Origin of the sequence: Micromonospora sp. WMMC264, from assembly GCF_027497275.1 — a bacterium.
GTDB classification, from domain to species: domain Bacteria; phylum Actinomycetota; class Actinomycetes; order Mycobacteriales; family Micromonosporaceae; genus Micromonospora; species Micromonospora chalcea.
In genome coordinates this window covers 4747437-4770611 of sequence record NZ_CP114907.1, presented here as the reverse complement: position 1 = coordinate 4770611, position 23175 = coordinate 4747437, and the positions used below count along the sequence as shown (strand labels likewise).

Here is a 23175-nt window from a genome sequence, read left to right as displayed (position 1 = left end):
CAATGGCCGGCGGCAACCGCTTCCGGTACGGGCAGTGGCGCGGCGGACCCGACCCGCTCGCCCCGCCGTACGACGTGCGCGCAGCGGTGGACGCGGTCGGCTCCGACGTGCTGGCTGGCGGCAGCCTGCGCGAGTCGCTGCGCGAGCTGCTGCGGCGCGGCCCGCAGGGTCGCGGCGGCCTGGACGACCTGGCCGCCCGCGCCCGACGCCTGCGACGGGAGGCGCTGCGCCGGGGCGACCTGGACGGCGCTGTCACCCGGGCCCGCGCGCTGCTCGACCAGGCGCTCGCCGCCGAACGCGACGAGCTGCGCGGCCGCGACGGCGACGACGCCCGATTCGCCGAGGCCGTGCTCGACAACCTGCCCCGCTCCACCGCCCGCGCGGTCTCGGAGCTTTCCGGGTACGACTGGGCCAGCGCCGAGGCGCGGCAGACGTACCAGCGCATCCTCGACGGGTTGCGTGGCGACGTGCTGGAGCAGCGCTTCGCCGGGCTGCGCGACGCGGCGCGAGCCGCCGCCGACCCGGCCGCCCAGCGGCAGCTCGCCGAGATGATGCGCGACCTCAACGACCTGCTCGCCCGGCACGCCCGCTCGGAGGACACCACCGACGCGTTCGCCGAGTTCATGGGGCGGCACGGGGAGTTCTTCCCGGAACGGCCCAGGAACGTCGACGAGCTGATCGACGTGCTGGCCCGGCGGGCGGCTGCAGGTGAGCGACTGATGCGGTCGCTGTCCGACCGGCAGCGCGAGGAACTGGCCGGACTGATGCGCCAGTCGCTCGGCGACCGGCTGGCCGGTGAGCTGTCCCAGCTCGACGCGCACCTGCGGTCGCTGCGGCCGGACCTCAACTGGCAGCGCGGCGAGCGCGTACGCGGCGACCAGCCGCTCGGCTACGGCGAGGCCACCGGCGCGCTCGACGAGATCGCTGAACTCGACGAACTGCTGGACTCCCTCGACCAGGACCAGCCCGGCGCCACGCTCGACGACGTCGACGTGGAGGCGGTCGCCCGCACGCTGGGCCGTGACGCCGCCGACGACGTACGCCGGTTGCAGGAACTGGAACGCGAACTGCGCCGCCAGGGCTGGGTCACCCGCGACGCGGACGGGCTGACGCTCAGCCCGAAGGCGCTGCGCCGGCTCGCGAGCACCGCGCTGCGGCGCGTCTTCTCCGACCTGACCGCTGGCCCGCGCGGCCAGCACGACCTGCGCACCGCGGGCGCGGCCGGCGAGGTGAGCGGGGCGTCCCGCCCCTGGGAGTACGGCGACGAGCAGCCGCTGGACGTGGTGCGCACACTCACCCGCGCGGTACGCCGGGCCGGCCCCGGAGTGCCGGTGCCGCTCGCCGTCGAGGACTTCGAGGTGGTGGAGACCGAACGGCGCGCGTCGGCGGCTGTCGTGCTCTGCGTCGACCTGTCGTACTCGATGATCTCGCAGGGCCGGTGGGGCCCGATGAAGCAGACCGCGCTGGCCCTGTCGCACCTGATGGCCACCCGGTTCCCGCAGGACGCGCTGCAGATCGTCGGCTTCGGCCGGGAGGCGATGCCGCTGACCCAGCAGGAACTGGCGGCGGTGGAGCCGGACATGCAGCAGGGCACGAACCTGCAGCACGCGCTGCGGCTAGCCGGCCGGCACCTGCGCCGCCACCCGGGCGCCGAGCCGGTGGTGCTCGTGGTCACCGACGGCGAGCCCACCGCGCACCTGGACCCGGAGGACGGCGAGGCGTACTTCCACTGGCCGCCGCTGCCGGAGACCATCTCGGCGACGATCCGGGAGGTGGACCGGCTGACCCGGTACGGCGCGACGCTCAACCTGTTCATGCTGGGCGACGATCCGGGGCTGCGCCGGTTCGTGGACGCGGTGGCGCGGCGCTCGGGTGGCCGGATGTTCACCCCCGACCTGGACGACCTGGGCGAGTACGTGGTGTCCGACTACCTACGATCCCGCCACGGCCGCCGCTGACCCCGCGCTCCCTCATCCTCCCGCCCCCCGTCCCCGCGTCCCCGCAGTTCTCCCATGTTCTCGTCGATCTTGGAGTTGTGGCGCCCAGGATGCCCGGCTTGACACCTTTCGCGAGGCACCACAACTCCAAGATCCCCGACCCCAGGCCCCCTGAGCGCGCGCGATCTTGCACTTTGGTGCCCCGCAAACCGGGCGAATCGGGTGCTCGGAGGGCGCGAACTGCAAGATCGCGGGACCGGTCGCGGCCGCTTCGCTCCCGCCCAACGCACCGTCCTGCCCGGTCGCGTCGATCATGAACTTGGCGGCACTTGGTGTCCGGCTTGTCACCGTTAACCTCATGATCAACCCGGCGTGGGGGCCTGGTGAAGGCTTGTCGGACCTTGGAGTTGTGGTGCCCAGGATGCCCGGCTTGACATCGTTCGTGAGGTGCCGCAACTCCAAGATCGCGGTGATCAAGGGGTTTGTGTTCTCGTGGGTGCCGGAAAGGGCCGCAAACTCCTTGATCAACAGGGCGTGGAGCGAGGCGGCCGGGCTGGGCGCGGTGGGGTTTGGCGTGTGTGGGCGGGTTGTCGGGTTTGGGGGTGGTGGGCGGCACTTTGGTGGCGGAATCGTGGGCGGGCCGGTGGCGTTGTAACCGGGTGAACGACCGAGCAAGGCCGCGCCCCCGAGCGCGTCGGCTGTGGGGACAGACCTCAGGCCGTTGAGTACGTGCGGCGGCGTGAGCCGCGGGGAATGATCCCGCTCGGCTGGTCGTTGAGCATGGTTCCGACGACGTGAGCCCCGCGCCGTACCCCCGACAGCGTGAGCTGGCCCGGGAATGATGCCGGGCCGATGGTCGTTGGACATCCTTCCGGCGCCGCGTAGAGGCCCCCGCCCCGCGAGCAGCCGGGATCCCCCTTGAGACTTTCTTGAGCGCCTGACGGTGCCCACGCACCCCCGGTCCCCCCGGGGGGTGTGTCGACCCCCGAATGGAGCCCCCATCATGAACACGATTCTGCGTAAGAGCGTTCTGGGTGTTGCTGGTCTGGCTTTCACCGGTGGCGTGTTCGCCGGCCCGGTCGCCGCTCACGCGGCCGACACCACCGCCCAGGCGGCGAAGCCGGTCACGGCCACGGTGCAGTCCGACAAGCTGATCCCGCACGGCGTGCAGGGCGCCCAGTCCCGCATCGACCTCGACGACGAGCAGACCAAGAACGTGAAGGCGATCATTGCCGCGACGAAGAAGGCCGGCATGGACGAGCGTGCCGCGGTCGTGTCGATCGCTACCGCGTTGCAGGAGTCGAAGCTGGAGAACCTCGGCCACCTCGGTGACCGTAACGACCACGACTCGCAGGGCCTGTTCCAGCAGCGCCCCTCCAGCGGTTGGGGCACGGTCGAGCAGATCACCGACCCCGAGTACTCCACCACCGCGTTCCTGAAGGGCCTCAAGCAGGTCGACGGCTGGCAGGACATGCCGCTGACCAAGGCCGCCCAGACCGTCCAGGTGAGCGCGTACCCGGACCACTACGCCCAGTGGGAGCAGCAGGCCGCCGACCTCGTCGCCCAGCACTGGAACAAGTAAGACAAAACGTGAAGGCCGGCACCCCGAACCAACGGGGTGCCGGCCTTCACGCCTGTCCGGACCCGTCCGGGTGAACCCGGCGCGGTAGCCGGGGTGGGCGCGGCAGCGCCGGGGGTTGGATGCGGGACATGGACGAGGTGGACGTCGCGGCACTGCGGCAGGCGTACGACGAACTGTTCGCGGAGATCGACGCGGGCGGGTTCGGGCCGCCGTCGGAGGGGCAACTCAGCGCCGAGCAGATCGTCGCGCACCTCGCCGCCAACGACGAGCTGATGAGCGAGGCGACCGAGGCGGTGCTGGCCGGTTCGCCGTTCGCCTACTACGACCTGGACACCATTCACCGGCCGCAGCTGGACGCGCTGGTGTCCGAGTGCGGCGGGCTGGACGGCCTGGCGGTGCTGTTCCGGGCCACCAGCCAGAAGCTGTGCGCGCTGGCCGAACGGCTCGGCCCGGCGGCGGAGACACCTGTGGACACGGTGCTACGCGAGGGCTTCGACCTGGACGTGGACGAGTCGCTGCCCTGGGGCAGGGCGCTGGACCTGCACATCCGCGTGCACCTGCCGCTGCACCTGACCCAGCTCCGCGCCCTGCGCCGCCAGCCCCACCTCGCCTGACCGCGGGACCGCCCGCCGCCGATCCGCCCCGCCGCCGATCATGGAGTTGTGGCGGTGGACAACTCCGGCACGTCCGGCCTTCCAGGCGCCACAACTCCAAGATCGACGGGAGCGGGGCGCGGGGAACGCGGGGACGTCGCGGGGGACGCCGCGGGGGAAGGGTGGCGGAACGTGCGGCGGTAGGCGGTGGGGGCCACGCCGACCCGGGCGTGGAAGTGCTGGCGGAGCGCGGCTGTGGTGCCGAAACCTGCGTCCTGGGCGATGCGGTCGACGCTCAGGTCAGTGGTCTCCAGCAGCACCCGGGCGTGCTCGGTGCGCTGCTGGAGCAGCCACTGCGCCGGGCTGAGCCCGGTCTCGGAGCGGAAGTGCCGGGTGAACGTGCGGACGCTCATCCGCGCGTGCGCCGCCATAGCGCGCAACGCCACCGGCTCGTGCAGGCGCTGCCGGGCCCACTCGCGGGTGGCGGCGGTGCCGTGGTCGGTGCCCCGGGGCACCGGCCGTTCGATGTACTGGGCCTGCCCGCCGTCCCGCCACGGCGGCACCACGCAGCGCCGGGCCGCCCGGTTGGCCGCCGCGCTGCCGTGGTCGGTGCGGACGACGTGCAGGCACAGGTCGATGCCGGCGGCCACCCCGGCCGAGGTGAGCACGCGCCCGTCGTCGACGAAGAGCACGTCGGGGTCGAGTCGTACGCCGGGGTGCAGGCGACGGAAGCGTGGGGCGTACGCCCAGTGGGTGGTGGCCGGGCGGCCGTCGAGCAGACCGGCGGCGGCCAGCACGAACGCGCCGGTGCAGATGGACATGACGCGCGCTCCCCGGGTGTACGCGGCGCGCAGCGCGTCGGCCACCTCGGCGGCCACCGTGCCGTCGAGCAGTGGCGGACCGGCGTGGATGCCGGGGACGATCACGGTGTCGGCGGTGTCGAGGAGTTCCAGGCCGTGGTCGGGGAGCACCTGGAAGCCGGCGCTGCTGCGTACCGGCTGCCCGCCGGGGGTGCACGTGGCGACGAGGTACAGGGGGACGCCGCCGTCGGTGCGGGCGGCGCCGAAGACCTGGGCGGGGGTGCCGAGGTCGAGTGCCACCACGCCGTCGAGGGCGAGGACTGCGACCCGGTGCGGTACGGACATGGCCCGATTATTGCGCATGATGGCTTTCCGGCCACTCGTCGGCGAGGCCACCCCGGTCCGAGACTCGGCTGGTGAACCGATCCCGCCTGCACCCGGCCTGGCTCGTCGCCGCCGTCGCCTTCGTCGCGCTCGTCGGCGCGGCCGGTTTCCGGGCCACACCCGGCGTGCTACTGCACCCGCTGCACGCCGAGTTCGGCTGGCCGCTGGCGACCATCTCCGCCGCCGTCTCGGTCAACCTGCTGCTGTACGGGCTCACCGCGCCGTTCGCCGCCGCGCTGATGGACCGGTTCGGCATCCGCCGGGTGGTGGCCGGCGCGCTGGTGCTGGTGGCCGCCGGAAGTGGCCTGACCGTGGCGATGACCGAGAGCTGGCAGCTCATTCTGTGCTGGGGCGTCCTCGTCGGGCTGGGCACCGGCTCGATGGCCCTGGCGTTCGTCGCGACGGTGACCGGGCGCTGGTTCGTCAAGCGCCGGGGCCTGGTGACGGGTGTGCTCACCGCCGGTGGGGCGGCCGGGCAGCTGGTCTTCCTCCCGCTGCTGGCGGTGCTGGTGCGCGACCACGGCTGGCGCACGGCGGCACTCGTCGTGGCCGGGGCCGCGCTGGCGGTCGTACCCCTTGTGGTGTGGTTGTTGCGCGAGCACCCGGCGGATCTGGGGCGGCCCGCCTACGGCGCGACGGAGGTCGTGCCGCCGGCCCGGCCGGAGGGCGGCGCGGCGGCCCGGGCGGTCGGCGCGCTCGCCGCCGCCGCGCGGACGCGGCCGTTCTGGCTGCTCGCCGCTGGTTTCGCGATCTGCGGCGCGACCACGAACGGCCTGGTGGGTACGCACTTCGTGCCGGCCGCGCACGACCACGGCATGCCGGAGACCACAGCGGCCGGGCTGCTCGCCCTGGTCGGGCTCTTCGACATCGCCGGTTCGATCGCCTCCGGCTGGCTCACCGACCGGGTCGACGCGCGGCTGCTGCTCGGCGCCTACTACGCGTTGCGCGGGGCGTCGCTGCTGGTGCTGCCGAGCCTGTTCGCCGGGTCGGCCCGGCCGAGCATGCTGGTCTTCATCGTCTTCTACGGGCTGGACTGGGTGGCGACTGTGCCGCCCACTGTGGCGCTGTGCCGGGAGTGGTTCGGCGCGTCCGGGGCGGTGGTGTTCGGCTGGGTGTTCGCCGCGCACCAGTTCGGGGCCGCGTTCGCGGCCACCGGCGCCGGGCTGGTCCGGGACCGGCTCGGCGACTACGCGATGGCCTGGTACGTGGCGGGCGCGCTGTCGGTCGGCGCGGCCGGGCTGTCGCTGCTGCTGCGCCGCCGTCCCGCCGACGAACCGGCGTTCGCGCTCCCGGTGGTCGCGGGCCGGCGGGCCTGGAGCTACCGGGGTTGACGCCCGCGCTGCCGGTCAGCCGACCGCCCACTGCTGCTCCGGAGCGCCGCTGCACGGCGCCTGCTCCAGCTCACGGCCGGGCTCGGTGCCCGCGTCGTCGACCTGCGCGCACTTGCCGCTGTGCACGGCGACCAGCAGCGCCACGCCGTCGCCGGCCTGCTGGAACCGCCACTGCTGGTTGGCCTGCCCGTTGCAGGACCACTGCTGCACGTCCGTGCCGTCGTCGGTCTTCGCCTCGTTGACGTCCAGGCACTTGCTGCTCGCGGCGTTGACCAGCAGGTAGGTGTCGTTCGTGACCGGCGTGACCACCCACTGCTGCTCGGGCCCGCCGGTGCAGTCGGCGAGCGCTGCCTGCGCGCCCTCGGCCTCGTCGCCGGTCACGCCGAGGCAGCGCCCGGACGGCACGCCCCGGAGCACCTTCGGCGTGGCCACCGGCGCGGCCGGGGTGGTCGGCGCCGCGCTCGGCGAGGGCGACGGCGTGGGCTCCGCCGACGGTTCCGCGCTCGGCTCGCTCGCCGTCGCGGTCGGCACTGCCGCCGCCGGCACCACCGGCCGCTCGTCGCCACCGCCGAGCACGCCGGTGGCGAAGAAGGCCCCGAGGAGTACGCCGGTCACGCCGACGCCCAGCGCGATCCGCATCAGCGGGTCCTGCGGCAGCCGGAGACCACGGGCGCCACGGGCGCGGCGGGCCCCGTAGACGGTGCCGGACGGGTCGGAGTGCGGGTCGGCCATGGGAGCATGGTGACCCACCGGGGCCGCCGGGTGCCAGTCACCCCGGCGGCACGGTGACTCAGTCGACGACCCGGACGTCCTTCCAGAACGCCACCCGGTCGCGGACCATCTCCGCCTCCGGCTTCGGGTCGCTGTAGTACCAGACGGCGTCCGGGCTGGTCACGCCGCCGTGTTCGAGCGTGTAGTAGGAGGCGGTGCCCTTCCACGGGCAGACCGTGTGGGTGTCGGAGGGGCGGATCAGGTCCTCGCGCAGGGCCGTACGGGGGAAGTAGTGGTTGCCCTCGACCAGCACCGTGTCGTCGCTCTCGGCGACGACGAGGTCGTTCCAGACGGCTTTCGGCATGTCCTCCACGCTATGCCGCCGGCTCTCCACCGGCCACCGCTCAGCGCGTCGGCTCCTCGTCTGTCACGTCGGCCACAGTCGCGCCGAGCGCGGCCAGCGCGGTGTCCGCGTCGACGGCGACGGCGAGGCCGTGCTCGCCCGCGCCGAGCGTGATCTCCCGGCCGCGCAGCCGCTCGTCGGCGACCACCGGCCAGGCGGTGGTGGAGCCGAACGGCGTGATGGTGCCGCGCGCGTACCCGGTGGCGGCCTTCGCCGCCTCGGCGTCCGGCATCGACAGCCGGCTGACACCGAGCAGGGCGCGCAGCTTCGGCCAGGAGATCACCCGGCCGCCGGGGGTCAGCACGAACAGCAGGTCGCCCTCGCCGCGGCGGACCACGATCGTCTTGACCACGTCCGGCACCTCGACGCCGCGCGCCGCGGCCGCCTCGGCGAGGCTCGCCACCGGGCCGTGCCGGATGACCCGGTACGGCAGGCCGGTGTGGTCGAGAGCGGTCAGCGCGGGATTCGCCATGGCGGTCACGGTAACGCGCGCGCCGACCGTGAGTCGGCGAGGCCATCGTGGACGTCCCCCGAATTGTCGTACCCGCGCGTAAGGTGATCTCATGCACGCTGTCCGTGATCATGAACGGGCGGTGGACACGCTGCGGCGCTCCTACGCCGCGGTGCCCGCCGGGGAACCCGTACGGCTGGCCAAGCAGACCTCGAACCTCTTCCGGCCACGTTCGGCTCCACGAACGCCGGGTCTGGACGTGAGCGGCCTGACCGGGGTGCTCGCCGTCGACCCGGCGGCCCGCACCGCCGACGTGCAGGGCATGTGCACCTACGAGGATCTGGTCGACGCGACGCTGCCGCACGGCCTGATGCCGCTTGTCGTGCCGCAGTTGCGCACGATCACGCTGGGCGGCGCGGTGACCGGGCTGGGCATCGAGTCCACCTCCTTCCGCAACGGCCTGCCGCACGAGTCGGTGCTGGAGATGGACGTGCTCACCGGCGCGGGGGAGATCGTCACGACCCGGCCCCGGGGCGAGCACGCCGAGCTGCACCGGGCCTTCCCCAACTCGCTGGGCAGCCTCGGCTACGCCACCCGGCTGCGCATCGAGCTGCAACCGGTACGCCGTCACATGGCGCTGCGCAACATCCGGTTCACCCGGCTGGAGGAACTGGTCGACGCGGTCGGCGAGGTGGTGGCCAAGGGTGCCTGGGGCGGCGAGCCGGTCGACGCCATGGACGGGGTGATGTTCAGCCCCGGCGAGGCGTACCTCGTGCTCGGCACGTTCACCGACGAGGCCGAGGACGGTCCGTCCGACTACACCGGCCAGGAGATCTACTACCGCTCGTTGCGCCGGCGCACCCGGGACACGCTCACCGCGTACGACTATCTCTGGCGCTGGGACACCGACTGGTTCTGGTGTTCGGCGGCGTTCGGGGTGCAGCACCCGGTGGTGCGGCGGCTGTGGCCGCGGCGCTACCGGCGCAGCGACGTCTACCACCGGATCGTGCGGCTGGAGCACCGGCACCAGGTGGCCGCGCGCGTCGACAGGTGGCGGGGCCGCCCGGCCCGCGAGCGGGTGGTGCAGGACGTGGAGGTCCCGCTGGACCGCACGCCCGAGTTCCTGCGCTGGTTCGCGGCGAACGTGGGCATGACGCCGGTGTGGCTGTGCCCGCTGCGGCTGCGCGAGCCCGCCGGCCCCGGGTCGGCGAAGGCGTGGCCGCTATATCCGCTCCGACCGGGCGAAACGTATGTGAACATCGGCTTCTGGGGAAGCGTGCCCATCGCGGCGGGCGCCGCCGACGGGGACGTCAACCGCCAGATCGAGCGCATGGTGTCGGAGGTGGGCGGTCACAAGTCGCTCTACTCCGACGCGTACTACGACCGGGGCGAGTTCGACCGGCTCTACGGCGGGGAGACCTGGCGCGCCGTGAAGGACCGCTACGACCCGGACCACCGACTCACCGGACTGTACGAGAAGGCGGTAACCCGAGCATGAGTCTGACCGACCGAACACCGGGGGCGGCGAGCGCCCCGGCCGGCCCGCCGGCGGGCGGCCGGCGTACCGGACCCACAGTCGCGGACGTGGTCCGCGCGGTCACCACCGGCGACCTGCCCGTCCGGGTGACCGGCTACGACGGCAGCGCGGTGGGCCCGGCCGACGCCGGCATCACCCTGGCGATCCACACCGAGCGCGGCTTGTCCTACCTGCTCACCGCGCCCGGCGACCTGGGCATGGCCCGGGCCTACGTCAGCGGCGACCTCGGGCTGGAGGGCGTGCACCCGGGCGACCCGTACGAGGCGCTGCGGATCATCAAGGACGAGGTGCCGCTGCGGATCCCGGCGATGAGCGAGGCGCTCGCGCTGGTCCGCGGGCTGGGCTGGGAACGGCTGCGTCCGCCGCCGCCCCCGCCGCAGGAGGCGGCCCCGCGCTGGCGGCGGCTGATGACCGGGCTGCGTCACTCGCGTACCCGGGACAGCAGCGCGATCTCGCACCACTACGACGTGTCGAACGCCTTCTACGAGAAGGTGCTCGGGCCGTCCATGACGTACACCTGCGCGGTCTTCCGCAGCCCCGGCGACACCCTCGAAGAGGCGCAGCGGGCCAAGTACGACCTGGTCGCCGGCAAGCTGGCGCTCAAGCCGGGGATGCGGCTGCTGGACGTCGGCTGCGGCTGGGGCGGCATGGTCCGGCACGCGGCCCGCGAGTACGGCGTCAAGGCGCTCGGTGTGACGCTGTCGAAGGCTCAGGCCGAGTGGGCGCGGGCGGCGATCGAGCGGGAGGGGCTGAGCGAGCTGGCGGAGGTGCGCCACCTGGACTACCGGGACGCGCCGCACGAGCAGTTCGACGCGATCTCCTCGATCGGGCTGACCGAGCACATCGGCGTGCGCAACTACCCGGCCTACTTCGGCGCGCTGCGCTCCCGGCTCAAGCCCGGCGGGCGGCTGCTCAACCACTGCATCACCCGGGCCGACAACCGGGCGCCGCACCGCTCCGGCGCGTTCATCGACAGGTACGTCTTCCCGGACGGCGAGCTGGCCGGTCCGGGCCGGCTGATCAGCGAGATCCACGACGCCGGGTTCGAGGTGCACCACGAGGAGAACCTGCGCCAGCACTACGCGCTGACGCTCGCCGGCTGGTGCCGCAACCTGGTCGAGCACTGGGACTTCTGCGTCGGCGAGGTCGGGCCGGGCACCGCCAAGGTGTGGGGCCTCTACATGGCCGGCTCCCGGCTGGCGTTCGAGCGCAACGGCATCCAGCTGCACCACGTGCTCGCCACGCACAACGGCCCGGAAGGGGTGAACGGGTACCCGCTGCGTCCGGACTGGACGCCCTGACCGGTCGTACCGACGAGAGGCCGCGCGGACCGCGCGGCCTCTCGTCGAAGTCATTGACAAAGAAGTTTTGTACGTACAAACTGATTTTGCCATGAGAGACGTCCTGTACCTGGAACAGCGCGAGCAGGCCGAAGCCCTGCTCAAGCCGCAGCGCATCGAGGTGCTGCGGCAACTGGCCGAACCCCGCACCTGCACCGAGGTCGCGGCCCGGCTGGAGCAGACGCCGCAGCGCGTCTACTACCACGTCAAGCAGCTCGTCGCGGCCGGGCTGGCCGAGCAGGTGGCGCAGCGCCAGGTGCGCGGCATCACCGAGGGCATCTACCAGGCCGCCGCCCGGTCGTACTGGCTCTCGCCCCGCCTGGTCGGCCGCATCGGCGGCGCCCGCCGCGCCCGCGACGAGCTGAGCCTGGGCTACCTGCTCGACCTCATGGAAGAGGTCCAGGCCGACATCGCCGCGCTCGACCGCGCCGCCCCCGAACTGCCGTCCGTCGGCGTCTCCGGCGAGATCCGGGTGCCCGCCGAGCGACGGCAGGAGTTCCTGCACGACCTGCAGACGACGCTGCAGGACCTGTTCACGCGCTACGGCGGCGCCGAGGGCGACGCCTTCAAACTCGCCGTGGCCTGCTACCCGAAAGGCGACAAGCATGAGTGAGCCGATGACCATCCGCGCCCGCCTCGCCGCACCCGTGGCGACCGTCCGCCAAGCCCTGACCGACCCCGCCGAGCTGCGCGTCTGGCTGGCCGAGCACGCCGAGGTCGAGCTGCCCCGGCGGTACGAGTTCTGGGGCCGCTACACGCCCGAGGGCGACGCGCCACACCAGCGGCTGCTGCACGTCGACGACCGGACGCTGCGCTTCGCGTGGACGCTCGACGGGGTGGAGACCACCACCGAGTTCGAACTGGAGCCCGACGGCGACGGCACGATACTCACGCTGCGGCAGAGCCACTTCGACTACGCGGAGGCGATGAGCGGCAGCAGCATCCGGGGCGTGCTCCAGACGTACTGGTACCTGGCGATCGCCCACCTCAACGACCACCTGGACGGCCGGCCGCTGCTGCCGCGTACCGACTTCACCTCCGCCGACCTGAGCGGCGAGGTGGTCATCGACGCCCCGATGGACAAGGTGTGGACGTCGCTCACCGACTCGGAGCAGGTCACCGCCTGGTTCGGCTACCCGATCGGAGTGGAGCCCTGGGAGGGCGGCCGGTACGCGATGGGCGGCCTCGACGCCGGTGAGGCCGCGAAGGTGTTCGACGTGACGCCGGGGCGGGCGCTGTCCATCGACTGGGGGCCCGTCGGCGTGACGTCCTGGGAACTGGCGGAGTCCGACGGCCGGACGAAGCTGACGTTCGTGCAGTCCGGCTTCGACGAGGGCAACCCGCCGTACGCGGCGTGGAGCGGGAACGTGGCCGGGTGGGTCGAGCTGCGGCGCTTCCACGAGGTGCCCAACTGGCAGCCGATCTGGCTGTAAGGAAGGGCCCCCTCTTAACGCCTCCGGTAGAGGAGGGGGCCCCTTTTAACACGGCGCCCGGGTGGGTAATGCCGGGCGATGTTCTTCATCTTCGGGCTGCGGACCAAGGTCGTCCGGTCCGGCGTCGTCACCGAGGTCTGCCGCAACTGCGGCAACCATGCCGCCCAGGTGATCACTCGCCGGGTCACCAAGTTCAGCCTCTTCTTCGTCCCGCTGATCCCGCTGCGCACCCGGTACGCGCAGCAGTGCACGTTCTGCGGCGCCGAGTACGACATCTCCCGCGCCGAGGCCGAGCGCCTCCCGGTCGGCTGACCGTGACCCGCTTCCTCTACTGGCTGATCGGCCGGCAGCCGGCCGCTCCGGCCGCCCCGCCGGTGCACACCGCCGCCCGTCCACCCTGCACGCCCGGGCGCCGGCACCACCGCCGGCGTCGCCGGGTCGCGGGCGCGCAGTCGCCCCGCTCGCCCTGGAACCGTTCCGCCGACCGCTGACGCACCGTGTTAATAAGGGGCCCTTCCTCTACCGGAGGCGTTAACAGGGGGCCCTTCCTTACACTTCATCGGGTGGAAGATCGGCTGGCACGGATCAGGGGTGGTGGGCCGCCCCGGCGGCACAACGCCCGTACCATCGCCGCGCTGACCGGCAACCCCGGCTGCACCCGCCGCGCCGTGCTGGACAGCGCGGGCGCGGACAAGCCGGCGCTGGCCGAGCGACTCGGCTTCCCGGCCCGCTTCGGTCAGTCCCGCTTCGCGATCACCCGCGGCAACGCGTTCGAGGCGCAGGTGAAGGCCGACGGCGGGAAGGAACTGCTGCGCCTGGTCGCGGAGCGGCTCGGCGTACCCGTCCCGGAGGGCGCGACCTGGACCGACCTCGGCGCCGACGACGACCGGCCGGAACGGTCCCGGGCGGCGCTCACCGCGAGCGGCGACGGCCCGGCGCTGTTCGACCACCCGCTGCTCGGCCTGGACGTGGCGGGTACCCGGGTGCACCTGGAACCGGATCTGGTCGCCGCCCGGCTGGCGGGCCGGTTCCACGTCGTGGAGATCAAGTCGTTCCCGGTGATCGACGGGCAGGCCGACCCGGGCAAGGTCGCCGCCGCCGCGATCCAGTCCGCCGTCTACGTGCTGGCGTTGCGCGAGCTGCTCGCCGCCGAGGGACACGACCCGGAGCTGGTGTCGCACGAGGTGGTGCTGGTCTGCCCGCGCGACTTCGCCAACCAGCCGGTGGCCAGTCTGCTCGACGTGCGCCGCCAGCTGCTGGTGCTGCGCCGCCAGCTGGCCCGGATGGCCCGGGTCGAGGACCTGCTCGCCGCCGTACCGGCCGGGTTCACGGTCGACCCGGCGGCCGATCCGGCGACGCTCGCCGCCGCGCTGCACGAGGTGCCGGCCCGCTACGCGCCTGATTGCCTGGCCGCGTGCGAGCTGGCGTACTTCTGCCGGCACGAGGCGCGCGGGCAGACCGGCGCGCTGGGCCGGCCGGTCCGCGAGGCGCTGGGCGGCGTCGAGGAGGTGGCCGACGTGCTGGCGCTCGCCGAGGGTTCGGCCGCGCCCGAGCCGGGGCAGGCGGAGGCCGCCGCGCTGCTGCGGGCCGCCGCGCGCCTGCGCGCCGACGCCCTCGCCGGGCAGACCGCATGAGTACGCTGCGCGCGCTCGCCCGGGCGCAGGCGGTCGCCTCCGGGCGGGCCCAGCCGGTGGCCACCGTCCGGCACCTGCACCTGTCGGAGCGGCCGTTGGTGCTGGTGCCGCTCGCGCTCGCCGGTGAGGCGAACGCCCCGCTCGCCGCGATGGTCGGCGCCGCGCCCGACGACGCCCGGCTGCTGGTGGTGCCGCAGCCGCGCAACCGGGACCAGCGGTTCGCGTTCGCCGCCGAGCTGGCCGCGATCGTGCTGCCGTACCTGGACGAGTTCCGTGACCTGACCGAGGCGGTGCCGGTGGACCGGGGCCGCGACGTCCGCCACCGGTACGTCGACGCGCCGCAACTGCTGGTGCCGAACCCGGCCGGGATCACGTTCCTGCGGCTGTTCGGGCGCTCGACCCGGTTCCGCCGTACCGACGGTGACTATCCGGTGCACCAGTCGGTGCCGCTGCTGGGCCGCTGGCTGACGTTCTTCGCCGAGCGTGCCGAGCAGCCCGGCTCGTCGGCGCTGCTGGCGTTGACCGAGGCGCTGACGTTGCACTGGGCGACCGGGCAGAGCGTGGTGGAGGACCTGCATCTGCCGGCGGTGCTGGGCTGGCTGGACCCGCCGGCCGGGCTGACCGGGGCCGAGGCGGCGGCCCGCGCCGAGGACCCGGCACACTGCCCGCCGGCCGGGCCGGCCACCGACCCGGACTTCGACAACCGTCGGCTCGCCCCGGCGATCGAGGCGTACACCCGGGCCGGGGACGACCCGGCGGCCCGCGCGGCCGCGTACGACGAGCTCGCCGGCCTGCTGCGCGACCAGCTCGCGCCCACCTGGGAGCTGATGTGGCGCGGCGTCGGCCTGCTGCGGACGCTGCCGGCCGGTGCTCGGGTGGCCGGCCGGTGGGCCGGTGACCGGGACGCGTTCACCGCGCACGCCGAGCACGTCGACGCCGGGGGCGGCCCGCAGCCGCGGCGCGACGGCGCGGTGGCGGCGGCGCTGCGGTTGCAGCGGCTGGAACGGGCGTCGACCGCGTGGGCGGTGCAGCGCGCCTACGACGATCCGCTGGTGATGGCCGAGCACCGGCTGTCCGGTGAGGCGTTCGTCGGTGAGGTGACGCTCGCCGACCCGGCGCGGGTGGACGACTCCGGCAAACGGCCGGTGCTGCGCCCGCGCATCCAGGTGGTCACCACCGAGCCGGTGCCGATGCCGGTGGGCGCGAGGCTGTACTCGCCGCAGCGCCCGGCGCAGAAGGCGACTGTGGTGTTCGTGACGCCCGGCGCGGACGGCAAGACCGAGGTGGTGCTGGAGCTGTCCGGCGGGATGGGCCGGGGGCTGACCGCGCCGCCCGGCAGCGTTCCGGAGGTGGGCGAGCGGATCTGTCTGACCAGCCTCTCCGACGGTTTCCTGCCGGGTGGGGCGTTCCCGGCGCCGGAGGAGACGCCGTGGACGCACGGCGGGCCGCCCGGCACGGCCGCCGCACCGCCGGACCCGGCCCCGGCGGAGGACTGGTCCTGACCGTCACGGTCCGCTGACCGACAGCCGTCGACTCTGGCGGCGGCCCCCGGCGCTGACTAGGCTTGCGCCGTCCGTCGTCCTGCCCTCGGCGTCGAGGGTGCACGTCTGGAAGAGAGCCGGAGCGCATCGTTGTACCCCAGCTCGACGTGAGCCTCGCCGCCGCTGCGCCGGCCCGTCATCCGCTCGCCGGCCGTGTCGGACTTGTCGCGGCCGCCGTCGTCGTACTCGGGGAGACGGCCTGGCTGGTCGCCCGGCTGCCCGGCGCGGCGCTCGTCAGCGACCTCGGCGCGGTTGCGGTGTCGAGCCTCGCGGCGGTGCTCTGCGTTGGCGCGGCGCGGCGCCACCCGGTCGCGCTACGCCGGTTCTGGGAGCTGCTCGCGGTCACCATGGTCCTCGCCGCGCTCGGCCGTACGGTGTGGACGGTCGAGCGTCTCGGCGGGCTCGGGCTGCCGCACACGCCGCTGGTCGCCGGACTGTTCGCCGGCGGCATCGTCACCGGCACCGCCGCCCTGCTCAGTTTCCGCGCCGGCCCGCGCAGCCTGATCGGCCGGGCCCGCACCCTGCTCGACGGGGTCATCGTCGGGCTGGCCCTCCTCCCGATCGGCTGGGTGGTGGTGTTCCAGGAGATCACCGAGGCCGGCCTGGCCGATCCGATGCGTACGTTCGGCCTGCTCTACCCGATGTTCGACCTGATGCAGCTCACCATCCTGGTGGCGGTCGCCGGTCCGGGCCGGCCGATGTGGCGGGCGCTCACCGTGATCGGGGCGGGCCTGGCGATCCGGGCCGGCGCGGACGCCGTCTACGTCTCCCTGGTCGCGCACGGCAACTACACGCCCGGTCACCCGGTCGACATCTGCTGGCCGCTGAGCTACCTGCTGGTCGGCCTGGCCACCCGCTATCCGCCGCCGGTCGACGAGGACGGCGACGACGACGTGGTCGAGTCACCGCTGCCGCCGTGGTGGCGGGTGGCGCTGCCGTACCTGCCGGTGGGCGGCGCGATCGTCGCGGTCATGCTGTCGCGGCGGCCCAGCGGGCAGACCCCGCACGTGGTCTTCGTCGGCATGATGGCCCTGCTCGGCGTACTGGCGCTGCGTCAGGGGCTGGCCGCGAACGAGAACCTGCGGCTGGTCGGCCGGCTGCGTCGGCTCGCGTACTCCGACCAGCTCACCGGCCTGCCGAACCGGCTGACGTTCGTCCGGCGGCTGCGGCGGGCGTTGCGCACCGGCGGGCCGGTCGCCGTGGTGCTGCTCGACCTGGACGGCTTCAAGCAGGTGAACGACAGGTTCGGGCACGCCGCCGGGGACCGGCTGCTCACCGCCACGGCGGAGCGCATGCGGGACGCGGTCGGCCCGGACGGGATGATCGCGCGGCTGGGCGGCGACGAGTTCGCGGTGCTGGTCGCCGGGGACCGCGCGGTGCCGCCCGAGCGGCTCGCGATCCGGCTGCTGGCCGCGCTGGAGCCGCTGCCCGGCGAGGAGGACCTGGGAGTGCACCCGTCGGCGAGCATCGGCATCGCCGAGTACGGGCCGCAGCACGCCTCGCACACCGACCTGCTCCGCGACGCCGACATCGCCATGTACGCGGCGAAGGCGGCCGGCAAGGCCGCGTACCGCACGTGCACGCCGCAACTGCGCGAGTCGGCGGTCAGCCGCGCCGAGCTGATCGCCGACCTGCGCCGGGCGGTGGACGAGGGCCAGTTGCTGATGGAGTTCCAGCCGATCGTCGACCTCGACACCGGCGCGGTACGCAGCGCCGAGGCGCTGGTGCGCTGGCGGCATCCCCGCCTCGGCGTGCTCACCCCGGCCCGGTTCCTGCCGCTGGCGGAGGAGACCGGGCTGATCGTGGCGATCGACAGGTGGGTCATCCACGAGGCGTGCCGGGCCGCCGCGACCTGGCGCGCGCACGCGCCGGAGGTGACGGTCGCGGTCAACATCGCCGCCGCCCACCTGTGCCGGCCCGACCTGATCGCCACCGTCACCGGCGCGGTCGCCGCGGCCGGCCTGCCGCCCCGCGCGCTCACCCTGGAACTCACCGAGTCCGCGCTGATCGAGGGCAGCGAGGCGGTGCTGGACCGGCTGTCCCAGCTGCGTGACCTCGGCATCCGCATCGCCATCGACGACTTCGGCACCGGGTACTCCTCGCTGAGCTATCTGCACCGCATCCCGGCCACCGAGCTGAAGATCGACAGGTCGTTCGTGTCCCGGCTGGACGCCGGGGACAGCCGCGCGTACGCCACAGTCGAGATGGTGAACCGGCTGGCCGGCGCGTTCGACCTGGCCGTGGTGGCCGAGGGGGTGGAGACGGTCGCGCAGCACGCGGCGGTCACCGCGATCGGCTGCCGGCAGGGCCAGGGCTGGCGGTACGGCCGCCCGGCCGCCCTGACCGATCTGCTTCCCGCGTTGTCCGGGGCGGGCGCGGACCGCTGACCGGCCCGGGTCCACGGGGGCCGAAGGTCCCGGACGGGACAGGGGGTTCGACCCTGCTCACGGGCGGTCCGGCACCGCCATGATGGTTCTCGTCAACAAGACGAACACACCCTCCACACGGGAGCTTGATATGAAGCGACGGACTCTCGACCTGCTGTTCAGCATCGGTGGGCTGGGCCTGGCGGTCCTGCTGCTCGTCGTCGGCGTCGTCCTGACGACGAACGCCAACTTCGCCAACGACTACGTACGCAGCCAGCTCGGCGAGCAGAACATCACCTTCACCCCGGCGGACAAGCTCTCCGACGAGGAGAAGAAGTCGGACTGCCTGCGCGAGTACGCCGGCCAGAAGATGACCACCGGCAAGCAGGCGGAGTGCTACGCCAACGAGTACATCGGCCTGCACCTGAAGAACATGGCCGGCGGCAAGACCTACGCCGACCTGGGCGAGCCGCAGAGCGCGCTTCGTGAGCAGGTGGCCCAGGCCGAGCAGAGCAACGCCGCCAACCTGGCCGACCTGCAGAAGCAGCTCGCCGAGGTGACCGCCCAGCGGGAGACCGTGTTCAAGGGCGAGACGCTGCGCGGCCTGCTGCTCACCTCGTACGGCTTCAGCGAGTTCGGCCGCAAGGCCGAGCAGGGCGCCCTGGCCGTGTACCTCGGCGCGGGCCTGCTCCTGCTGCTCTCCGCCGCCGGCCTGGTGCACGCCTTCCGCACCCCGCCGACCGCGACCTTCGCCGCCCCGGAGAAGGAGAAGGTCACCAACTGACCGCACCGACGACGTCCCCGGCCGATCCTGGTCGGGGGCGTCGTCGTGTTTTCCGGCTTGACCCTCACGCAGCGGAAGGCGGCAGCCTTGGTCGCGGAAGGGAGGGAACCATGGCGTACACGGTGGGGCAGGTGGCGCGGGCGGCCCGGGTGACGGTCCGGACGCTGCACCACTACGACGAGATCGGGCTGCTGCGGCCCAGCGGGCGCACGTCGGCGGGCTACCGCCGCTACGACGAGGCGGACCTGGACCGGTTGCAGCTCATCCGGTACTACCGGGAGCTGGGGTTCCCGCTGGAGGAGATCGCCGAGATCCTGGACGATCCGGACGCCGACCCGGTGGCGCACCTGCGCCGGCAGCACGAGCTGCTGTCCGGGCGGATCGGGAAGCTCCAGGAGATGGTCGCGGCGATCGAACACGCGATGGAGGCGAGGACGTTGGGGATCCAGTTGACGCCGGAGGAGCGGTTCGAGGTGTTCGGGGACTTCGACCCGGACGAGCACGCCGAGGAGGCGGAGCAGCGCTGGGGCGGCACCGAGGCGTACCGGCAGTCGCAGGAGCGCGCGGGCCGCTACTCGAAGGAGGACTGGCTGCGCAACAAGGCGGAGAACGAGGAGTGGGGGCGGCGGTTCGCCGCGCTCATGGAATCGGGGGCGCCCGCTGACGGCCCGGAGGCGATGGCGCTGGCCGAGGAGCACCGGCAGCTCATCACCAAGTGGTGGTACGACTGCTCGTACGAGATCCACACCGGTCTGGCCGACATGTACGTGGCGGACCCGCGGTTCACCGCGTACTTCGAGGAGCTGCGGCCGGGGATGGCCGCGTACCTGAACGAGGCGATCCACGCCAACGCGATCACCCGGTCCTGACCGGGAGCGGGTGGCAGGATGGCCGGCATGCTCATCGTCGCCGGCACCCTCTACGTCGATCCGGCCCGGCGGGACGCCTACCTGGCGTCCTGCGAGGCTGCCGTCCGTGCGGCCCGGGACGCGCCCGGCTGCGTGGACTTCGCGGTCAGCGCGGACCTGGTCGAGCCGGGCCGGATCAACGTCTACGAGCGGTGGGAGTCCGACGAGCAGTTGCTGGCGTTCCGGGGTTCCGGCCCGGAGGCCGAGCAGGTGACGGAGATCCTCGGCGCCGAGGTGCACAAGTTCCGCATCTCCGGCGTCGAGGCTCCCTGACCCGTTAGATGAAGACGTCGAGCAGCAGGACGCCGAGGAAACCGACCACCGAGATGATGGTCTCCATCACCGACCAGCTCTTGATGGTCTGCCCGACGGTCAACCCGAAGTACTCCTTCACCAGCCAGAAGCCGGCGTCGTTGACGTGGGAGAAGAACAGCGACCCACAGCCGATGGCCAGCGCCAGCAGCGCCACCTCGGGGGCGGCGAGCGTGTCGGCCAGCGGCGCGACGATGCCGGCGGCGGTGATGGTGGCGACGGTGGCCGAGCCGGTGGCGACCCGGATGCCGACAGCTACCAGCCAGCCGAGCAGCAGCGGGGAGAGGTTCGCGCCGTCGGCGGCGTTCGCGACCAGGTCGCCGACGCCGGCGTCGACGAGCACCTGCTTGAAGCCGCCACCGGCGGCGACGATCAGCAGGATGCCGGCGATCGGCGGCAGCGAGCCGCCGAGGAAACCGGAGACCTGGGTACGGCTGAAGCCGGACCGGTAGCCCAGGAAGATCATGGCGAAGATGACGCCGGCGAGCAGGGCGATGATCGGGGTGCCGACGATGTCCAGCGCCTTGCGCCCGGTGGTGTCCTCGCCGAGCGTCAGCTCGCCGATCGCGCGCAGCAGCATCAGCACCACCGGCAGCAGCACGGTGACCACCGCCGCCCAGAGCGCCGGGGCGCGGCGCGAGCGCCGGCCGGCCGGCTCGTCGATCGCGCCGCCGGGCCGCCCGGTGCCCGGGTTGACCAGGTCGTCCTCGGTGACCAGGTCGCCGTCGGCGTCCAGCCGTCCGTCGCCGGGCCGGGTCGGGCTGCGGTCGCCGGTGTCGCGCCGGGTCGGCAGCAGCTCGGCCGGGGCGGTGGCCGGCACGTACCGGGCGATGAAGTTACCGAAGACCGGCCCGGCGATGATCACCGTGGGGATCGCCACCAGCAGGCCCAGGGCGAGCGTCTGACCGAGGTTCGCGCCGAGCGCGTCGATGGCCACCAGCGGGCCCGGGTGCGGCGGCACCAGGCCGTGCAGCACCGACAGGCCGGCCAGCGCGGGAATGCCGATCTTGATCAGCGGCACGTTCACCCGCAGCGAGACGAGCAGCACGATCGGCACGAGCAGCACCACGCCGACCTCGAAGAACAGCGGCAGGCCGATGAGCGCGGCCACGCCGGCCATCGCCCAGGGCAGCGCGGTCCCGGAGACCCGGCCGACCACCCGTTCCACGATGCCGTCCGCGCCGCCGGACTCGGCCAGCAGGCCGCCGATCATCGCGCCGAGCGCGATCAGCAGGCCCACCCCGCCGACCGTGGAGCCGACCCCGCCGCTGAACGACGTGACGATCTTGTCGACGGGTACGGCGGCGACCACGCCGAGCACCGCGGCGCCGAGGATCAGCGCGAGGAACGGGTGCACCTTGCCCCACGCGATGAGCAGGACGACAGCGGCGATGCCGAGCAGCGCGGCGAGGACGAGCTGGGTGTCACCGGCGTTCGTGAGCGGTTCCGCTGGTGCGGCGAGCAGTGTGACCACGGCTATCACGCCCTTCGGTCGGTCAGCGGGGTGGTGCGGTGGGTGGTGGTTCCGGCGGCAGGCTCGGCGCCATCCGTCGCAGTGAGGCGAACGTGGGTACCAGTGCGTCGTACAGCTCGGAGAAGAGCGGGAGCAGCGCCGCGTACGTCGCGGCGGAGGCGGGATCCGGGCGGACCGTCTCCTCGATCCGGACCAGGTCGGCGGCGACCTCGATCGATTCGATGAGGCCGAGCGCCTGCATGCCGAGCAGCGCCGCGCCGAAGCCGGACCCCTCGTGCCCGGCCGGGAACCGCACCGGCATGCCGAGCGCGTCGGCGAGGATCTGCCGCCACAGCGGGCTGCGGGCGAAGCCGCCGCTGGCGCGGACCTCGCGTACCTCGTTCCCGGCCGCCCGGACCGAGGCGAGGACCAGCGCGAGCTGCTGGCAGACGCCCTCCAGCGCGGCCCGGACCAGGTGCGCCCGGCCGTGGCCGTGGGTCAGCCCGACGTACGCGCCGCGCGGCAGCGCGCTCCAGTGCGGTGCCCGTTCGCTGAGCAGGTACGGCAGCATGATCAGCCCGCCGGAGCCGACCGGCGCCGTGGCGGCCAGGTCGAGCAGTTCCTCCTCGGCGTGCTCGCCCAGTTCGGGGGCGAGCGCGTCGTTCGCCCACTGGAGGACGATCCCGCCGTTGTTGATGGCACCGCCGACCACCCAGCGGTCCTCGGTGAGGGCGTAGCAGAACACGCCGCCGAGCGGGTCCACGCCGGGGCGTTCCACCATCACCCGCATCGCGCCGCTGGTGCCGATCGAGCAGGCCACCACGCCGGGGCGTACCGCGCCGAGCCCGAGGTTGGCCAGCGGCCCGTCGCCGGCGCCCACCACCAGCGGGGTGTCCGCCGGCAGGCCGGTGGCCCGCGCCGCCTCGGCGGTGAGCCCGGGCAGCACGTGCGTGGTGGGTACGAGCTGGGGGAGCTGCTCCTCGGTGATGCCGGCCAGGCGTAGCGCCTCGGTGTCCCAGGCCAGCCGGTGGATGTCCATCAGCCCGCTGGCGGAGGCGACCGAGTGGTCGGTGACGAGTGCGTCGGCGAGCCGCCGCAGCACCAGATCCTTGATGCCGACCCAGTGGGCGACCCGCTCGTGCAGTTTCGGCTCCTGCTCGGCGAACCAGACCAGCTTGGGCAGTGGCGCCATCGGGTGCACCGGGGTGCCGGTGCGGCGGTGCAGCGCGAGCCCGGACGGCACCGCCCGCAGCCGCTCGGCCTGCGCGCTGGCCCGGGAATCGGCCCAGGTGATCGACGGGGTCAGCGGGGTGCCGTCGGCGTCCAGCCCGATCAGGCTGTGCATGGCGGTGCTGAACGACAGGCCGGCGATCGGCGCGGCCAGCTCGTCGACGACCGCGCGGATGACGCCGAGCACCGCTTCGTAGATGAGGTCCGGGTCCTGCTCGGCCCAGCCGGGGTTCGGCTCCTCCAGCGGGTAACCGATCGAGTGGCTCGCCAGTTGCCGGCCGGAGGTGTCGAACGCGACCGCCTTGGAACTGGTGGTGCCGATGTCCACGCCCACCACGACGGCCGGGTCGCCCACCGGTGCACCTCCTCGCCGCCCGGGGGGCCGCGCTACGCCCCGCTGTGCGGCTGACGTTACCGACGTGCTCCCGGGCGCGCATGACGAAGC

The 23175-nt window shown here is 73.4% G+C and carries 22 protein-coding genes; 16 read left to right on the top strand and 6 right to left on the bottom strand.

Going from position 1 to position 23175, the window contains the following annotated elements:
• Positions 1 to 2: 2 nt before the first annotated feature.
• The 3 genes from O7542_RS20740 to O7542_RS20730 all read left to right on the top strand — a co-directional run bounded on the left by O7542_RS20740 (position 3) and on the right by O7542_RS20730 (position 4133).
• Positions 3 to 1958 (top strand): VWA domain-containing protein, encoded by a 1956-nt coding sequence (locus O7542_RS20740; RefSeq protein ID WP_281605104.1) that lies wholly within the window; start codon positions 3 to 5, stop codon positions 1956 to 1958.
• A gap of 982 nt (positions 1959 to 2940) precedes the next feature.
• Positions 2941 to 3519, top strand: a complete 579-nt coding sequence (locus tag O7542_RS20735; RefSeq protein ID WP_281605103.1) for a hypothetical protein — start codon at positions 2941 to 2943, stop codon at positions 3517 to 3519.
• A gap of 137 nt (positions 3520 to 3656) precedes the next feature.
• The gene (locus O7542_RS20730; protein ID WP_281606492.1) at positions 3657 to 4133 is read left to right on the top strand and encodes a hypothetical protein; all 477 of its coding nucleotides are present in this window, start codon (positions 3657 to 3659) and stop codon (positions 4131 to 4133) included.
• A 38-nt stretch (positions 4134 to 4171) separates the two neighbouring features.
• Here O7542_RS20730 and O7542_RS20725 read toward each other — a convergent pair whose 3' ends face one another.
• On the bottom strand, positions 4172 to 5275 hold the full coding sequence (locus O7542_RS20725; RefSeq protein ID WP_281605102.1) for a helix-turn-helix domain-containing protein: 1104 nt from the start codon (positions 5273 to 5275) through the stop codon (positions 4172 to 4174).
• A gap of 53 nt (positions 5276 to 5328) precedes the next feature.
• On the opposite strand from O7542_RS20725, the gene O7542_RS20720 reads away from it, so the two are divergent.
• Entirely contained in the window at positions 5329 to 6627 is a 1299-nt protein-coding gene (locus O7542_RS20720) for an MFS transporter (protein ID WP_281605101.1), read from the top strand.
• 15 nt (positions 6628 to 6642) lie between these two features.
• Here O7542_RS20720 and O7542_RS20715 read toward each other — a convergent pair whose 3' ends face one another.
• The 3 genes from O7542_RS20715 to O7542_RS20705 are packed head-to-tail and all read right to left on the bottom strand — an operon-like array spanning position 6643 to position 8213.
• The gene (locus O7542_RS20715; protein WP_113971947.1) at positions 6643 to 7359 is read right to left on the bottom strand and encodes an RICIN domain-containing protein; all 717 of its coding nucleotides are present in this window, start codon (positions 7357 to 7359) and stop codon (positions 6643 to 6645) included.
• 58 nt (positions 7360 to 7417) lie between these two features.
• Positions 7418 to 7702, bottom strand: coding sequence for a DUF427 domain-containing protein (locus tag O7542_RS20710; protein ID WP_043330617.1), 285 nt, complete (start codon positions 7700 to 7702; stop codon positions 7418 to 7420).
• Between the two features lie 40 nt (positions 7703 to 7742).
• The gene (locus O7542_RS20705) at positions 7743 to 8213 is read right to left on the bottom strand and encodes a YbaK/EbsC family protein (protein ID WP_069087588.1); all 471 of its coding nucleotides are present in this window, start codon (positions 8211 to 8213) and stop codon (positions 7743 to 7745) included.
• 91 nt (positions 8214 to 8304) lie between these two features.
• Here O7542_RS20705 and O7542_RS20700 point away from each other — a divergent pair, with 91 nt between their 5' ends.
• The 12 genes from O7542_RS20700 (at position 8305) to O7542_RS20645 (ending at position 20008) form a co-directional block, all read left to right on the top strand.
• Complete coding sequence (locus O7542_RS20700) at positions 8305 to 9690, top strand: FAD-binding oxidoreductase (protein ID WP_281605100.1); 1386 nt, start codon at positions 8305 to 8307, stop codon at positions 9688 to 9690.
• Positions 9687 to 11030 carry a class I SAM-dependent methyltransferase gene (locus O7542_RS20695; protein ID WP_281605099.1) on the top strand — a complete coding sequence of 448 codons (1344 nt, stop codon included), beginning with the start codon at positions 9687 to 9689 and terminating at the stop codon, positions 11028 to 11030. The genes O7542_RS20700 and O7542_RS20695 overlap by 4 nt, the downstream gene beginning before the upstream one ends.
• A 91-nt stretch (positions 11031 to 11121) precedes the next feature.
• Positions 11122 to 11682 (top strand): helix-turn-helix domain-containing protein, encoded by a 561-nt coding sequence (locus O7542_RS20690; RefSeq protein ID WP_187693773.1) that lies wholly within the window; start codon positions 11122 to 11124, stop codon positions 11680 to 11682.
• Positions 11675 to 12502, top strand: a complete 828-nt coding sequence (locus O7542_RS20685) for an SRPBCC domain-containing protein (protein WP_281605098.1) — start codon at positions 11675 to 11677, stop codon at positions 12500 to 12502. Before O7542_RS20690 ends, O7542_RS20685 begins: the two co-directional genes overlap by 8 nt.
• A 78-nt stretch (positions 12503 to 12580) precedes the next feature.
• Entirely contained in the window at positions 12581 to 12814 is a 234-nt protein-coding gene (locus O7542_RS20680; protein WP_064446874.1) for a zinc-ribbon domain-containing protein, read from the top strand.
• A 2-nt stretch (positions 12815 to 12816) separates the two neighbouring features.
• A complete protein-coding gene (locus tag O7542_RS20675) occupies positions 12817 to 12993 on the top strand; it encodes a hypothetical protein (RefSeq protein ID WP_157539057.1) in 177 nt (58 codons plus the stop codon).
• 72 nt (positions 12994 to 13065) lie between these two features.
• Positions 13066 to 14136, top strand: coding sequence for a hypothetical protein (locus O7542_RS20670; RefSeq protein WP_043326330.1), 1071 nt, complete (start codon positions 13066 to 13068; stop codon positions 14134 to 14136).
• The gene (locus O7542_RS20665; RefSeq protein WP_281605097.1) at positions 14133 to 15638 is read left to right on the top strand and encodes a hypothetical protein; all 1506 of its coding nucleotides are present in this window, start codon (positions 14133 to 14135) and stop codon (positions 15636 to 15638) included. The genes O7542_RS20670 and O7542_RS20665 overlap by 4 nt, the downstream gene beginning before the upstream one ends.
• Positions 15639 to 15784: 146 nt before the next feature.
• Positions 15785 to 18064, top strand: coding sequence for a bifunctional diguanylate cyclase/phosphodiesterase (locus O7542_RS20660; protein WP_181373807.1), 2280 nt, complete (start codon positions 15785 to 15787; stop codon positions 18062 to 18064).
• Positions 18065 to 18194: 130 nt separating this feature from the next.
• Entirely contained in the window at positions 18195 to 18827 is a 633-nt protein-coding gene (locus O7542_RS20655; RefSeq protein WP_043326326.1) for a hypothetical protein, read from the top strand.
• A gap of 110 nt (positions 18828 to 18937) precedes the next feature.
• Positions 18938 to 19696, top strand: a complete 759-nt coding sequence (locus O7542_RS20650) for a MerR family transcriptional regulator (protein ID WP_281605096.1) — start codon at positions 18938 to 18940, stop codon at positions 19694 to 19696.
• 27 nt (positions 19697 to 19723) lie between these two features.
• On the top strand, positions 19724 to 20008 hold the full coding sequence (locus O7542_RS20645) for an antibiotic biosynthesis monooxygenase family protein (RefSeq protein WP_013474158.1): 285 nt from the start codon (positions 19724 to 19726) through the stop codon (positions 20006 to 20008).
• A gap of 4 nt (positions 20009 to 20012) precedes the next feature.
• Here O7542_RS20645 and O7542_RS20640 read toward each other — a convergent pair whose 3' ends face one another.
• Positions 20013 to 21521 (bottom strand): SLC13 family permease, encoded by a 1509-nt coding sequence (locus tag O7542_RS20640; RefSeq protein WP_281605095.1) that lies wholly within the window; start codon positions 21519 to 21521, stop codon positions 20013 to 20015.
• 22 nt (positions 21522 to 21543) lie between these two features.
• Positions 21544 to 23085 carry a gluconokinase gene (locus tag O7542_RS20635; protein WP_210884515.1) on the bottom strand — a complete coding sequence of 514 codons (1542 nt, stop codon included), beginning with the start codon at positions 23083 to 23085 and terminating at the stop codon, positions 21544 to 21546.
• Between the last annotated feature and the right edge of the window lie 90 nt (positions 23086 to 23175).